This window comes from Kitasatospora sp. NPDC089797 (genome assembly GCF_040684795.1).
GTDB lineage: Bacteria > Actinomycetota > Actinomycetes > Streptomycetales > Streptomycetaceae > Kitasatospora.
Window position 1 is genome coordinate 93907 of record NZ_JBFBGS010000029.1, and the last position, 14268, is coordinate 108174.

13 protein-coding genes are annotated in these 14268 nt (G+C 73.6%); 8 read left to right on the forward strand and 5 right to left on the reverse strand.

What is annotated here, in order from left to right; genetic code table 11:
* Nucleotides 1-112: 112 nt before the first annotated feature.
* From AB0O91_RS23915 to AB0O91_RS23935, 5 genes are all read left to right on the forward strand, one after another.
* On the forward strand, nucleotides 113-1243 hold the full coding sequence (locus tag AB0O91_RS23915; RefSeq protein ID WP_363436403.1) for a methyltransferase domain-containing protein: 1131 nt from the start codon (nucleotides 113-115) through the stop codon (nucleotides 1241-1243).
* 178 nt (nucleotides 1244-1421) lie between these two features.
* On the forward strand, nucleotides 1422-2111 hold the full coding sequence (locus AB0O91_RS23920; RefSeq protein ID WP_363436406.1) for an FCD domain-containing protein: 690 nt from the start codon (nucleotides 1422-1424) through the stop codon (nucleotides 2109-2111).
* Complete coding sequence (locus AB0O91_RS23925; RefSeq protein ID WP_363436409.1) at nucleotides 2108-3121, forward strand: hypothetical protein; 1014 nt, start codon at nucleotides 2108-2110, stop codon at nucleotides 3119-3121. Before AB0O91_RS23920 ends, AB0O91_RS23925 begins: the two co-directional genes overlap by 4 nt.
* A 75-nt stretch (nucleotides 3122-3196) precedes the next feature.
* On the forward strand, nucleotides 3197-3973 hold the full coding sequence (locus AB0O91_RS23930; RefSeq protein WP_363436478.1) for a GNAT family N-acetyltransferase: 777 nt from the start codon (nucleotides 3197-3199) through the stop codon (nucleotides 3971-3973).
* A gap of 294 nt (nucleotides 3974-4267) precedes the next feature.
* Nucleotides 4268-4990 carry a hypothetical protein gene (locus tag AB0O91_RS23935; protein ID WP_363436411.1) on the forward strand — a complete coding sequence of 241 codons (723 nt, stop codon included), beginning with the start codon at nucleotides 4268-4270 and terminating at the stop codon, nucleotides 4988-4990.
* A 156-nt stretch (nucleotides 4991-5146) separates the two neighbouring features.
* On the opposite strand, the gene AB0O91_RS23940 is transcribed toward AB0O91_RS23935, so the two are convergent.
* A complete protein-coding gene (locus AB0O91_RS23940) occupies nucleotides 5147-5788 on the reverse strand; it encodes a TetR/AcrR family transcriptional regulator (protein ID WP_363436414.1) in 642 nt (213 codons plus the stop codon).
* Nucleotides 5789-6098: 310 nt separating this feature from the next.
* Here AB0O91_RS23940 and AB0O91_RS23945 point away from each other — a divergent pair, with 310 nt between their 5' ends.
* The 3 genes from AB0O91_RS23945 (at nucleotide 6099) to AB0O91_RS23955 (ending at nucleotide 8746) form a co-directional block, all read left to right on the forward strand.
* Nucleotides 6099-6560, forward strand: a complete 462-nt coding sequence (locus tag AB0O91_RS23945; RefSeq protein ID WP_363436417.1) for a DUF6542 domain-containing protein — start codon at nucleotides 6099-6101, stop codon at nucleotides 6558-6560.
* Entirely contained in the window at nucleotides 6553-8211 is a 1659-nt protein-coding gene (locus AB0O91_RS23950) for an LCP family protein (RefSeq protein WP_363436420.1), read from the forward strand. The genes AB0O91_RS23945 and AB0O91_RS23950 overlap by 8 nt, the downstream gene beginning before the upstream one ends.
* 154 nt (nucleotides 8212-8365) lie before the next feature.
* Complete coding sequence (locus tag AB0O91_RS23955) at nucleotides 8366-8746, forward strand: VOC family protein (protein ID WP_363436423.1); 381 nt, start codon at nucleotides 8366-8368, stop codon at nucleotides 8744-8746.
* 70 nt (nucleotides 8747-8816) lie between these two features.
* On the opposite strand, the gene AB0O91_RS23960 is transcribed toward AB0O91_RS23955, so the two are convergent.
* The 4 genes from AB0O91_RS23960 to AB0O91_RS23975 form a co-directional block, all read right to left on the reverse strand.
* Entirely contained in the window at nucleotides 8817-9887 is a 1071-nt protein-coding gene (locus AB0O91_RS23960) for a 2-oxoacid:ferredoxin oxidoreductase subunit beta (RefSeq protein ID WP_363436425.1), read from the reverse strand.
* A complete protein-coding gene (locus AB0O91_RS23965; RefSeq protein WP_363436428.1) occupies nucleotides 9884-11716 on the reverse strand; it encodes a 2-oxoacid:acceptor oxidoreductase subunit alpha in 1833 nt (610 codons plus the stop codon). The genes AB0O91_RS23960 and AB0O91_RS23965 overlap by 4 nt, the downstream gene beginning before the upstream one ends.
* A gap of 439 nt (nucleotides 11717-12155) precedes the next feature.
* The gene (locus tag AB0O91_RS23970; RefSeq protein WP_363436430.1) at nucleotides 12156-12818 is read right to left on the reverse strand and encodes a response regulator transcription factor; all 663 of its coding nucleotides are present in this window, start codon (nucleotides 12816-12818) and stop codon (nucleotides 12156-12158) included.
* 178 nt (nucleotides 12819-12996) lie between these two features.
* Nucleotides 12997-14007 carry a polyprenyl synthetase family protein gene (locus tag AB0O91_RS23975; RefSeq protein ID WP_363436433.1) on the reverse strand — a complete coding sequence of 337 codons (1011 nt, stop codon included), beginning with the start codon at nucleotides 14005-14007 and terminating at the stop codon, nucleotides 12997-12999.
* Between the last annotated feature and the right edge of the window lie 261 nt (nucleotides 14008-14268).

Sequence of the window (14268 nt, forward strand, 5' to 3'; positions counted from 1 at the left end):
CACGGTGATGGCAAGGGCGGCGAATCCGGGGACAAGAAGCAGTCCCCGAAGGAGTCGGACGGCCAGTGGACCAAGCCCGTTGCCAACCCACCCAAGAAGTGAGCCCGAACTGATGGACCAGTACGCGCAGTTGCTCGCCGCCCTCACCGAGGCCGGTGCGCTGGGCGAGGAGTGGCGGGGCGCCTTCGAGCGCGCCCCGCGCTCCGCCTTCGTGCCGGACGGGATCTGGGTCGAGGACAGCGACGCCCCCAGCGGGTACCGCCTGCTCAGCAAGGCCGTGGACCCGGTCGGATGGTGGGCGGAGGTCGACTCCGGCCGCCAGGTCGTCACCCAGCTCGACGACGGCCGGACGGACGGGCCCGGCGTCGCCACCTCGTCGGGCTCCATGCCGTCCCTGGTCGCGTCCATGCTCCGCCACCTGGACGCGACGGACGGCAGCACGGTGCTCGACATCGGCACCGGTACCGGCTGGACCGCCGCCCTGCTGTGCCGCCGACTCGGCGACGGGGCCGTGACGACGGTCGAGGTCGACCCGGCGGTGGCCGCAGCCGCCGGGGTGCGCCTGGCGGAGCTCGGGCTCGAGCCGCACCGCGTCGTCGGCGACGGCCTGCTCGGCCATCCGGCCGGTGGGCCCTACGACCGCATCCACTCGACGGCGGCCGTCCAGCGGGTGCCGCTCCCGTGGATCGAACAGACCCGCCCAGGAGGCGTCATCGTGACCCCCTGGGGCACCCCGTACGCCAACGCCGGGCTGCTCCGGCTGGAGGTCGGCGAGCGGGGCCGGCAGTCGCACGGGCGATTCGTGGGCGACGTGTCCTTCATGTGGATGCGGGCCCAGCGCCCCCATGCGGTCACGGCTCCGGACCGACCGCCGGACCACCGGGGCCCGTCCCCGCTCGACCCCGACCTGGCGGAGGAGAACGTCCACGCGGCGTTCGCCATCGGCCTGCGGGTACCCGGCGTCCGGACCCTGCACACCTGGCAGGCCGCCGACCCGTCCGGCACCCACCGCTTCCGGCTCTCGGACGACGCGGGCTCCTGGGCGTCCGTGCGCTTCCACGACTGGGACGGCGCCGACGCCGTCCACCAGAGCGGCCCCCGCCGCCTGTGGGACGAGGTGGTCGCCGCACGCCGGGCATGGCTGGAGGACGGCAGGCCGGAACTGACCCGCTTCGGGCTGACCGTCACGGCCACCGGCGATCAGCACCTCTGGCTGGACGACCCCGGCAACGCCCTGTCCTGAACCCAGCCGGAGGGATCGCGACCGAGCACGGCCCCGCACCACCCCGACACCCGCCCGCTCGTCGGCCCCCCGACGAGCGGGCGGCGCCGTTCCACCCCCCGTACGGCCTCTTGACCGCTGCCGGACGCAACGTCACCATTGAACTAGTCACTTGCTCACTTCAGGAGGGGAGGCGCCGGTGGCGTCCGAAGGGTCGGGCGGGCTCGCGGAGCGGGTGGCCGCCGGGGTGCTCCAGGAGATCGACGAGCGGAACCTCGCCGTGGGGGACGGCCTGCCGACGGTGCGGAACCTGGCCGAGCGGTTCGGGGTGACCCCGCCGACCGTGCGGGAGGCCCTGCGCCGGCTGCAGGCGACGGACGCGGTGCGGCTCAGGCACGGATCCGGCGTCTACGTCGGGCCCGGAGCGTGGCGCACGGTGCTGCCCAACCCGAACTCCGTTCCCGTCCGCGGTGAGCAGGTGCTCCACCTGGTCGAAGCACGGCTGGCGATCGAACCGGGCATCGCCGGGCTCGCGGCCCGCCACCGCACCGAGGAGCAACTCGGCCGACTGGCCGAGGCGGTGGAGCACGCCACCCGGGAACGGGTCCCCGCCGGACGCAACTTCCACCGGGAGCTCGCGGCGGCGAGCGGCAATCCGGTGCTGTTCGAGGTGATCGACTCGCTGCTCACGGCACGTCGTGAGGAGCAGCGCGCACTGCGTCGACGGATCCGGGACCGGGGGCGGGACCACGACCAGCACCGGGCGATCTTCGAGGCGGTACGGGACCGGAGCCCGGCGGAGGCCGAGGAGTTGACGCGCACGCACCTGGCCGAGCTGCGGGCGGACACGGCGGCGTCGCTGGACACGACCGAAGGGAAGCACCGATGAAGCACCAGTTGCACGCCGTGGCGGTGACCGTCTCCGTGCTGGCGGCGGTCCCGACCGCCGGATGCGCCGGGGCGCCGGGCAGCCCCCCGGTGCGCGGTGCCGCGTCGGCGCCCGCGACCGGCGCGGCCGCGACCCGCGTCGCGGCGAGCGCGGCGGCGAACGCGCAGGTCAGCGGCGGGTCGGCCTGCGCCGGGGCCCCGAACTCGTCGGTCACCCACACGGTCGAGGTCGCCGGGAAGGTCCGCACCTTCATCGCGCACCTGCCGGCCGGCCCGGCGCCCGGCGCCAAGGTGCCCGCGATCATCGCCTTCCCGGGACGCGGGGAGGACGCGGGGCGGTTGGAGGCCTACTCGGGGCTCGACGCCGTCGACGCCGTGGTGCTCTACGCCCAGGGCCTGGACGGCAAGGGCGGGAAGCCGAGCTGGGAGGCCACGCCCTACCTCGGCGCCGAGGCGCACGACTACGAGTTCGCGGGTGACCTGGTGCGGTGGCTGGCCGGCTCCGGGTGCGTGGACCCGGCCCGGATCGGCCTGGCCGGGAAGTCGGACGGGGCCGGGTTCGCCGCCTCCGCCGGCTGCACGCTCGACGGCGTGGCCACGGTCGCGACGGTGTCGGGCGCCTTCTACCAGGACGTCAACCACTGCTCCGGGCGGGGACGGCCGGTCGCGACGCTCAACATGCACGGCACCGCCGACCCGGTGATCCCGTACGACGGGAACCCGGACCGCGGCCTCTACTCGACCGACGCGTGGCTGCGGCTGTGGCAGCAGCGCGACCGCTGCACCGGGGCGGGCACCGACCAGGACCTCGCCCCGGACGTGACCTCGACCACCTGGTCCACCTGCGCGGACTCGACCGTCGTGGTCAACTACCGGATCGCCGGGGGCGGACACACCTGGCCGGGCGCCTCGGTGTCGAGCGGCCCCGGCGGCACGACGCACTCGATCGACGCGGCGAGGACCATCCTCGACTTCCTGGACGCCCACCCGCGGACCCCTGCCACCGGCTGACCGGCCGCCCCCGGCCTGACCGGGGGCGGCCCCGGACCGGGCCGCCGGCCGGGGCCTATCCTCGGAGCCGTGCCCATGATCAGCCTGCACGACCGCGCCGCCCTCGCCGAACGGTTCCGCACCGACCCGGCCCTGCACCTGTTCGAGCTCGGCGACCTCGACGACACCCTGTGGCCCAACACCGCCTGGTACACGGCGGATCCCGACCACGGCCCGGTCGCCCTGCTCTACAGCGGCGGCGACACCCCCGTCCTGCTCGCCTTCGCCCGGCCCGCCGGACAACCCGCGCTGGAGGAACTGCTGGGCGCGCTGCGCCCCTTCCTCCCCCGCCGCTTCACCGCCGGGCTCCCGGAGGGCGCCGAACTCGCCCTCGCCCCCGACTACACCGCCGAGCGCCGCACCCCGCTGCTGCGGATGATCCTGCCGGACGCCGAGCGCCTGCCGACCGATCTCCCGTACACCGCCGAGCCCTTGGACCTCTCCGACCTGGACGGGCTGCGCACCCTGCTGGCCGAGGCCTACCCCGAGTCCTGGTTCGACCGGCGGCTGCTCGCGGGCGGCGGCTACGTCGGCATCCGCGAGGCGGGCCGGCTGGTGGCCACCGCGGGGGTGCACGTGCACTCCCCCGACCACCGGGTCGCCGTGCTCGGCAACGTCGTCACCCACCCCGACGCCCGCGGCCGCGGCCTGGCCCGCGCCTGCGTCACCGCGCTGTGCCACCGGCTCGCGCCGACCACCGACCACCTGGGCCTGCACGTCCGCACGGACAACGCCCCGGCGATCCGGCTCTACGAACAGCTCGGCTTCCGCACCGTCCTGACGTACAACGAGCTGGTGCTCCGGGCCCGCTGACCGCGCTCCACCGGGGTGGTGGGACGGCGGGGCGAAGTGGCGCCGGCGGGCCCGGCGATGGCGAACAGAATCGCACAGGGCCGATCCGACGAGGTCACAGGCGGTTCGGGTACGTGTGATCACGACTCGGCATCCCTTGTCACGGAGCCGCGTGGGACTCGTCACGGCCCGGTCAAGACGGCGCCAAAATCCTGGCGCCCGGGTTTCCCGCTGCGCTAAGAACGTCCCTCGGGAGGACCGCCGCCACGGTGGTCCCCTGACGACACAGATGACACACATGACGGGGGACGTCACTTGAAGACCATCCGCACCAGTCGCAGCAGCATGGCCATGGCCGGGCTGGCCGTGGTCGGCGCGCTCACCATGAGCGCCTGCAACGACGACGCCGCGTCGTCCGACACCGCGAAGACCCCGCCGGCCACCCAGGCGCCGGCCACGTCCTCGGCCGCGCCCGGCACCCCGGCCGGCTCGATCACGGCGGCCGCGCCGAGCGCCGGGGCCAACGGCGGGGCGACGGGCGCCGCCACCGGCGGCTCGACCGGCGGGGCCCCGGCCCAGTCCGGCCCGACCGCGGCGCCCGGCACCACGCTGAAGATCGGCGCCGCCGCGACCGTCCCGTTCAGCTCGGGCAGCACCAAGGGCACGGTCTCGCTCGCGGTCACCTCGATCGACAAGGGCGACCCGGCCGACCTCGCCCCGCTGAAGCTGGGCGACAAGGCCGCGGGCATGGTGCCCTACTACGTCCGCTTCAAGGTCACCAACGCCGGCGGCACCGACCTGTCCTTCGCCAGCCTCACCCAGGTGAAGGGCACCCTGCCGGACGGCTCGGAGGCCAGCGAGGTGATGCTGATCGGCACCTTCGACAAGTGCCCGCACCCGTCCTTCCCGAAGGGCTTCACCAACGGCCAGTCGGTCACCTCCTGCGTGCTGGCCCTGGCCCCGCAGGCGACCAAGGTGACCGGCGCCGAGTACTGGGGCGAGCCGTACACCCTGGGCAAGGGCGTCAACTGGAAGTGACCCACCGGCCGCGTCACCGTGACGGCGCCCCGGTGACGGTGACGCCGTGACGCTGGTCGCGGCGGCGACGGCCCCGTGGCGGTGACCCGCGACCGACGGCGGGCGGCGCGGCACCCGGCCGCCCCGCCCGTCGGCCGCGGCGCGCCGCCGGCCCGGTCAGCCCGCCGCCGGCGGCCCGTAGACCGCCAGGAAGGCGTCCACGCCCGCCGCGGCGATCCGCCGGACCTCCTCCCCGGCCACCGGCAGGGCGCCCCAGAAGGTGCGCTCCGCCACGCCGTGGAAGGTCAGCAGGGTGAACTGCTCGGCGGCCAGCTCCGGATCGGCCGCGGCGAGCAGCCCGCTGCCGGTGAGCGCCGCGAAGCGCCCCGCGAGGTCGCGCTGGGAGGCCACCGGGCCGGCCTCCAGCCAGGCCTCCAGGACGTCCGCCGGGATGTTGGCGACCTCGGCGCGGATGGCCCGGCCGAGCGCCCCGTGCTCGCCCGCGGCGAGCACCGCGTCGGCCCGCCCGACCGCGAACTCGGCCAGGTCGCGCCGCAGGTCCACCGCCCGGTCCAGGTGCTCCTCCATCAACTCCCGGATCCGCTCGGTCAGTTCCGCCGAGCTCTGGAGCGCCACCGACAGGAAGAGGGTCTCCTTGTCGGCGAAGTGGTTGTAGACCGTGCGCTTGGACACCCCCGCCTCGGCCGCGATCGCGTCCATGCTGGCCCGGACGTAGCCCTCCCGCCCGAACACCGTGGTCGCGGCCCGGGTGATCGCCTTGCGCTTCTCCGGCCGCCCCGCTCCGCCCGTGGTCGCCACGACCCTCCTCCTTCTCCGTCGACGCCCCCGCCGACCTTCTCGAAAACTGCCCGGTGTAGTGTATGCAGGCCCGTTCACGAGCGGACTTGCCACCGAACAGGCGTGCTCTATGCTGCGTACGATCTCTACACCTCTGTAGAGCAAATCCGAAAACGTGCCTGCCCCCGAGCAGTAGCGGGAAACCGAGAACGGGAACCGGCCGGCCGAACACCAGCGTCCCGTACTGGCAGCGCCGTCACCGCTCTCCCACAGCAGGCCGGCGCAGCGCCGACGTGGCGCGCCTAGCACGGGAACACCCGGGGGTGAGTGAGTGGCGGGGCAGCGTGGTCGGTCGTCCGACCAGGGTTCACGACGGCGGGCGGCGAGCCGGCCGGCCGGCCCCGAGCGTCCGTTCTCGGGCGGGCCCGCACTGCCCGCACTGGCGGCGGTCGGACTGCCGCTGGTCGGCGCGGTGGTCGACGAGCTCTCCGGGCCGGGCATGGGCCTGGCCTTCGCGGTCTGCGCGGCGCTCGGCACCGGCCTGGCGGTGGCGCTCAGCACCCGGCGCGGCTGGTGGTGGGTGGTCGCCGCGGCGCCGCTGGTCGTGCTCGGCGCGACGGTCGTGGTCGAGTTCTCGGCGGACACCGGGAAGTACCAGGGCAGCAAGTTGGCGACCGGCTCGGCGAAGTGGGTCGTCCAGGGCTTCCCGGTGATGGCGCAGGCCGTCGCGGCGGCCCTGCTGGTGATCGTGGTCCGGGTGGTCCGGGACCGGAGGAGGCAGCAGCATGGCTGACAACCGTGAGCAGCAGGAGGGCGGCCGGGCCGCCGCCCGCAAGGCCGCGGAAGCCCCGTCGGGCCGCCGCAGCTCCCCGATGCTGATCGCCGGCCGGGTGGTCGCCACCACGGTCGGTTTCGCGGTCTTCGCCGCGAGCGGGGTGGTCTGGTACGAGTACACGTCGCTGACCGACGGGATGACCACGTCCAACGCGATCTCGGAGACCAAGAAGGACGCCCCCAAGCACCTGGACAACTCGGTCAACCTGCTGCTGATCGGCCTGGACAGCCGCAAGAACATGGACGGCTCCGACCTGCCGCCGGAGTTCGTCCAGGACGAACTGCACGCCGGCCACAGCTCGGACATCGGCGGGTACAACACCAACTCGCTGATCCTGCTGCACATACCGGCCAACGGCGGCAAGGTGCAGGCGATCTCCATCCCCCGCGACGACTACGTCATGACCTACAACGGAGACGGCTCCCAGCAGGGCATGCACAAGATCAAGGAGGCGTACGGCAACGCCAAGGACGCCTTCGACCGGAGCTCGAAGGCCAAGGGCCTCAAGGGCGCCGACCTGGAGAAGGCAGGCCGGGACGCGGGCCGCGCGGCCACCATCCGCACCGTGCAGACCTTCGTGAACCAGCCGGTCGACCACGTCGCCGAGGTCAACCTGATGGGCTTCTACGACATCGCCAAGGCCGTCGAGCCGATCCAGGTCTGCCTGACCCACGACACCAAGGACCCGGCCATCGAGGGCCAGGGCTCCGGCGCCGACTTCAAGAAGGGCCTCAACACCCTCAACGCCTCCCAGGCGCTCGCCTTCGTCCGCCAGCGCCACAACCTGGACGACGGCAAGGGCAACAGCGGCGACTTCGCCCGCACCCACCGCCAGCAGGCCTTCATCTCCTCCGTCGTGCACAAGCTCAAGCAGGACGGCATCATCAGCGACCTGGGCAAGCTCAAGGACCTCTTCGGGGTCGTCCAGAAGGACCTGGTGATCGACAACGAGTGGAACGTCCTGGACTTCGCCCAGCAGGCCCCGGCCCTGACCGGCGGCAACGTCGAGTTCAACACCCTGACCTTCGACGGCTTCGGCACCCGCAACGGCCAGGACGTCAACCTGGTCACCCCGTCGAAGATCCAGAAGGTGGTCAAGCAGGTGTTCGGCTACGCCGACGCCGCCGCACCCGCCGCCCCGGCCGACGGCGCCACCGACGCCCCGACCACCGAGGCCCCCGCACCGACGGCGAGCGCCACCACCCCGGCCAAGGCCGCCTCCCCGGCCACCGTCGAGGTGTTCAACGGCTCCTCGGCCGCCGGGGTCTCCTCCGCCAACGAGGCCAAGGCGCTGGTCGCGATGGGCTTCAAGGAGGGCGCCACCGGCCCGGCCCGCACCAAGCAGAAGGCCACCACGGTGACCTACGGCAAGGGCGGCAAGGACGCGGCCGACCAGATCGCCGCCCGCTACGGCGTCACCGCCACCGAGTCCGCCGCCGTCGCCGCGGACCACGTGGTGGTCACCCTCGGCTCCTCCTTCACCGGCGTCGCGGGCGACAAGCCCGCCGCCCCCGGCCCGGCCCCGAGCGGCGACCCGGCCGCCAACCTGCCGATGCAGGGACCGGGCGTCGACGCGGAGTCGGACGGCGGCATCCCCTGCGTCTTCTGACGAGACCCGCACCACGTCGAGGGAGGTCCCCACCGGGGGCCTCCCTCAAGTCTTTCCCAAGCTTCCCTCCCGGGCGGCCCCTGGCGCAATTCTCCGTACTATGTATAGTGTACTGCGTACGGGATAATTTCGCGCCGTGACGAGAGGGTCCTCCATGCAGATCACCAGCACCGCCGTCGCCCTGACCGTCGACTCCACCGAGGCCTCCGCCGCCTTCCTCCGGCGGCACTTCGGCTACACCGAGCAGATGTCCGCCGACGGCTTCGTCTCGCTCGCCCACCCCGGCGGCGGGGTCGACGTCGTCTACCTGCGGCGCGGACTGGAGGTGCTGCCCGAGGACCAGCGCCACCGCACCGCGGACGGGGTGATCCTGGCCTTCACCGTCGACGACGCCGCCGCCGAGCAGGAGCGGCTGCGCGCCGAGGGGGTCGCGATCACCCTGCCGCTGCGCGAGGAGCCGTGGGGCGAGCGGCTGTTCCAGGTCACCGACCCGAACGGGGTGCCGGTCGAACTGGTCGAGTGGGTCCGGCCCTGACCGGCCCCGGAACGCGCAGGCGCCCCCGTCCGCACCGGGACGGGGGCGCCTGCCGGTCGCCGGCGGACGGTCAGTCGACCGTCCAGGTGTCGTTGCCCGCGAGCAGCGTCGCCAGGTCGCCCGGCCCGCGCTGGGCGGCCGCGGTGGCCAACTGGCTCTCCATCAGCTCGTCGTAGACCGGCCGCCGGACGTCGCGCAGCACCCCGATCGGGGTGTGGTGCAGGGTGTCCGCGTCGGCGATCCGGGTCAGCGCGAAGGCGGTGGCCGGGCTGTCCGCGTGGGCGTCGTGCACCAGCACCCGCGCCTCGTTCTCCGCGGTGACCGGGCCGGTGAACAGCTCGCCGTCCGGGCCGCGGAAGACCCCGCCGGCCGCGTCCGCGCCGAAGCGGACCGGCCGACCGTGCTCCAGCCGGATCAGCGCCTCGTCCCGAGTGCCGGCCTCCTTGAGCACCTCGAAGGCGCCGTCGTTGAAGATGTTGCAGTTCTGGTAGATCTCCACCAGCGCCGTGCCCTCGTGCTCGGCCGCCGCCCGCAGCACCGACTGGAGGTGCTGGCGGTCCGAGTCGATGGTGCGGGCCACGAAGGTGGCCTCGGCCCCGATCGCCAGCGACAGCGGGTTGAACGGCGCGTCCAGCGAGCCCATCGGGGTGGACTTGGTGATCTTTCCGAGCTCGCTGGTCGGCGAGTACTGGCCCTTGGTGAGGCCGTAGATCCGGTTGTTGAACAGCAGGATCTTCAGATTGACGTTCCGTCGCAGCGCGTGGATCAGGTGGTTGCCGCCGATCGACAGCGCGTCGCCGTCCCCGGTCACCACCCACACGCTGAGGTCCCGCCGGGAGGAGGCCAGCCCGGTCGCGATCGCCGGCGCCCGGCCGTGGATCGAGTGCACCCCGTAGGTGTTCATGTAGTACGGGAAGCGCGAGGAGCAGCCGATGCCGGAGACGAAGACCGTGTTCTCCCGCCGGATGCCGAGCTCCGGCATGAAGGACTGCACCGCCGCCAGGATCGCGTAGTCCCCGCAGCCGGGGCACCAGCGCACCTCCTGGTCGGTCTTGAAGTCCCGGGCGCTCTGCGGGCCTTCGGCCCGGGGCACCAGGGCCAGGGACGGGAAGCCGGGCCGCCCGGGGTCGACGTCGCTCATCGGTGGTCCTCCTCGTCCAGGCTGCCGATCGCCGCCGACAGCACGTCCGCCAACTGCGCCGCCTTGAACGGCAGTCCGCGCACCTGGTTGTAGGACTCCGCGTCCACCAGGTACTTCGCCCGCAGCAGCAGCGCGAGCTGCCCCAGGTTCATCTCCGGCACGACGACCTTCTCGTAACTGCGCAGCACCGCGCCCAGGTTGGCCGGGAACGGGTTGAGGTTGCGCAGGTGCGCCTGGGCGACCTCGCCGCCGTCCGCGCGCACCCGGCGCACCGCCGCGGTGATCGGCCCGTAGGTCGAGCCCCAGCCGAGCACCAGCACCCGGGCGTCGCCGGTCGGGTCGTCGACCTCCACCGGCCGGACGGTGATGCCGTCGACCTTCGCCTGCCGGGTGCGCACCATCAGGTCGTGGTTGGCCGGGTCGTAGGAGATGTTGCCGGTGCCGTCCTGCTTCTCGATGCCGCCGATCCGGTGCTCCAGGCCCGCCGTGCCGGGCACCGCCCAGGGCCGGGCCAGCGTGTGCGGGTCCCGCAGGTACGGCCAGAAGGCGCCGTCCTCGCGGTTCGGGCCGGTCGCGAACTTCGGGTCGATCTGCGGCAGTTCACCGAGCTCGGGGATCCGCCAGGGCTCCGAGCCGTTCGCCAGGTAGCCGTCCGAGAGCAGGAACACCGGAGTGCGGTAGGTCACCGCGATCCGGGCCGCCTCCAGCGCCGCGTCGAAGCACTCGGCGGGCGTGGCCGGGGCGACGATCGGCACCGGCGCCTCGCCGTTGCGGCCGAACATCGCCTGCAGCAGGTCCGCCTGCTCGGTCTTGGTCGGCAGGCCGGTGGACGGGCCGCCGCGCTGGATGTCCACCACCAGCAGCGGCAGTTCCAGCGACACCGCCAGGCCGATCGTCTCCGACTTCAGCGCCACGCCCGGACCGGAGGTGGTGGTCACGCCCAGCGCCCCGCCGAAGGCCGCGCCGAGCGCCGCGCCGATGCCGGCGATCTCGTCCTCGGCCTGGAAGGTGCGCACCCCGAAGTTCTTGTGCCGGGACAGCTCGTGCAGGATGTCCGAGGCCGGGGTGATCGGGTACGAGCCCAGGTACAGCGGCAGCCCGGAGCGCTCGGCGGCGGCGATCAGCCCGTAGGACAGCGCCAGGTTGCCGGAGATGTTGCGGTAGCGGCCGGCCGGGAGCCGGGCCGGCGGCACCTCGTAGGACACCGCGAAGGTCTCGGTGGTCTCGCCGAAGTTCCAGCCCGCCCGGAAGGCGCTGATGTTCGCCTCGGCGATCTGCGGCTTCTTGGCGAACTTGCTCCGCAGGAAGGCCTCGGTGCCGTGGGTGGGGCGGTGGTACATCCAGGACAGCAGGCCCAGCGCGAACATGTTCTTCGCCCGCTCGGCGTCCTTGCGGGCCAGCCCGCTGTCCTTGAGCGCCTCCAGGGTCAGCGTGGTCAGCGGCACCTTGTGCAGCTGGAAGCCGTCCAGCGAACCGTCGCCCAGCGGGTCCGCCGGGTAGCCGACCTTCGCCAGCGCCCGCTTGGTGAACTCGTCGGTGTTGACGATGATCTCCGCGCCGCGCGGCAGGTCCGGCAGGTTCGCCTTCAGCGCCGCCGGGTTCATCGCCACCAGCACGTTCGGGGCGTCGCCCGGGGTGAGGATGTCGTGGTCGGCGAAGTGCAGTTGGAAGGACGACACGCCGGGCAGGGTGCCGGCGGGGGCCCGGATCTCGGCCGGGAAGTTCGGCAGCGTGGAGAGGTCGTTGCCGAAGGCGGCCGTCTCCGAGGTGAACCGGTCACCGGTGAGCTGCATGCCGTCACCGGAGTCGCCCGCGAACCGGATGATCACCCGGTCGAGTCTGCGAACGGGCTTGCCGGGCCGTTCCGGTGGGCCGCCCGGGGCGGACGGACCGGCGGGGGCGGCCGCTCCGGGGCGCTGCGCACCGCTGCCGGTGCGACCCTGTTCGTCGCCCGACCCGTCCACTGCCTCTGACTGATCGACCTGACTGGTCACTGCCGCGGACCTCCTCGTGGGCGCACCACCGCGGGCGCGGCCCCGTGCCCCGTCCGCCTGGTGCACCGCTGGCATCCTATGCGCGCGAACTCGGCCCCGGCTGGAACTCCGGCGGGAACCCCGGCCGGAATTTCGCCCGGGACCGGGCCGGGTTTCCGGCCCGGGATCAGGCCCGGGATCAGGCCCGGCCACGGGGGTACCGCTGCTCCTCACAACGCGCCGGCGCCGGAGCTCATTCCGCCCCCGCGCCGGCGGGCCGCGACCAGGCCTGCGGTCAGGAGTTGAGGTAGGTGAGCACCGCGAGCACCCGGCGGTGGTCCTCCGGGCTCTGGGCCAGGCCGAGCTTGAGGAAGATGTTGCTGACGTGCTTCTCGACCGCCCCGTCGGAGACCACCAGCTGCTTGGCCACCGCCGCGTTGGTGCGCCCCTCCGCCATCAGGCCGAGCACCTCGCGCTCGCGCGGGGTGAGATTGGCCAGAACGTCGCCCTTGCGGCTGCGGCTGAGCAGCTGCTGCACCACCTCCGGGTCCAGCGCGGTGCCGCCCTCGGCGACCCGCACCACCGCGTCGGCGAACTCGCGCACCTCGGCGACCCGGTCCTTCAGCAGGTAGCCGACGCCCCGGGTGGAGCCGGCCAGCAGCTCGGAGGCGTACCGCTCCTCCACGAACTGCGACAGCACGAGCACGCCCAGCTGCGGGTAGCGGCCGCGCAGTTCCACGCAGGCCCGCAGGCCCTCGTCGGTGTGGGTCGGCGGCATCCGCACGTCCGAGACCACCACGTCCGGCAGGGCGTCGGCCGCCGCCAGGTCGTGGATGGTCTTCACCAGGGCGTCGCCGTCCCCGACGCCCGCCACGACCTCCAGGCCGCGGTCGGTGAGCAGCCGGGTCAGACCCTCCCGCAGCAGTACGGAGTCCTCGGCGATGACGACGCGGCGCATGGCGACCTTCCGGCAGGGGTGAGCTGACGGGTGCCAGTCTCCCCCATCCCGCCGGGCCGGCGCGGGCGAGTCCCGGATCGCGCCCGTGGCGGGCCCGGCGCGGGCGCGGGCCGGGCGCCCGGGCGGGCGCCGGGCCGACGCCGGGCCGACGCCGGGCCGACGCCGGCCGGGCCGGAGGTCACATGGTGCGGATCGCCACCGCGTCGCAGAGCCCGTCCAGGGCCGCCTTCGCCGCGCAGTCGGGCAGCGGGGCCAGCAGCGCCCGGGCCTCCTCGGCGTGCCGCAGGGTCTCCCGGCGGGCGCGCTCCAGCGCCGGGTGGGTGCGCAGCAGGCGCAGCGCCTCGGCGTGCAGGTCGTCGTCCGAGAGGTCCTGGGCGAGCAGTTCGCGCAGCCGGACGTCGTCCGGGTCGGACGGGTCGACCGGCGTCTGCTCCACCAGCAGGGTCGGCAGGGTCGGCACTCCCTCGCGCAGGTCGGTGCCGGGGGTCTTGCCGGACTCGTGGCCGTCGCTGGCCACGTCCAGCACGTCGTCGGCCAGCTGGAAGGCGATGCCGATCCGCTCGCCGAACTCGCCGAGGGTGTCCACCACCCACGGCTCGGCGCCGGACACCAGCGCTCCTATCCGGCAGGAGACCGCGATCAGCGAGCCGGTCTTGCCCTCCAGCACGTCCAGGTAGTGCAGCAGCGGGTCGCCCTCCGGGCCCGGGCCGCGGGTCTCCAGGATCTGGCCGGTGACCAGCCGCTCGAAGGCCTCGGCCTGCATCCGCACCGCCTCCGGGCCGAGGTCGGCGAGCACCTGGGAGGCGCGGGAGAACAGGAAGTCGCCGGTGAGGATGGCCACCGAGTTGTCCCAGCGGGAGTTGGCGCTCTCCGCGCCGCGGCGCACCGGGGCCTCGTCCATCACGTCGTCGTGGTACAGCGTGGCCAGGTGGGTCAGCTCCACCACCACGGCGGCCGGCACCACCCCGGGCGCCCCCGGGTCGCCGAACTGGGCGGCCAGCAGCAGGAGCAGCGGGCGGAAGCGCTTGCCGCCGGCCTCGATCAGGTGGCTGGCGGTGACGGTGATGAACGGGACGTCGCTCTTGACGGCCTCGGAGAGCGCCGCCTCCACCGCGTCCAGTCCGACCTGGACGTCCCGGGTCAGGTCGCGGTCCTGCACGCTGAGCCCGAAGGGTCCCACGACGGTCACGAAGACCACTCCTCTGTCCCTGGTCGATCTAGCGGCCTGGTCCCTGAGTGCCGCCGCTGGCCATACAGGCAGGGTATCCGGTCGGGAGTGGATCACTGCACGGGCGTGCGGATCCTGTCATGCCCGAGCCGGAAGCCCTGGTCAGCAGGGGTTCGCGGGCGAAGCGGCGGTGGGGGCGAATTCGGCTGGCGATAAAGGCCGGAGACCGGTCCGGACATCCGGACCGGCCTCCGGCAAACCGGCCGGAGCCGGTCGGTGCGC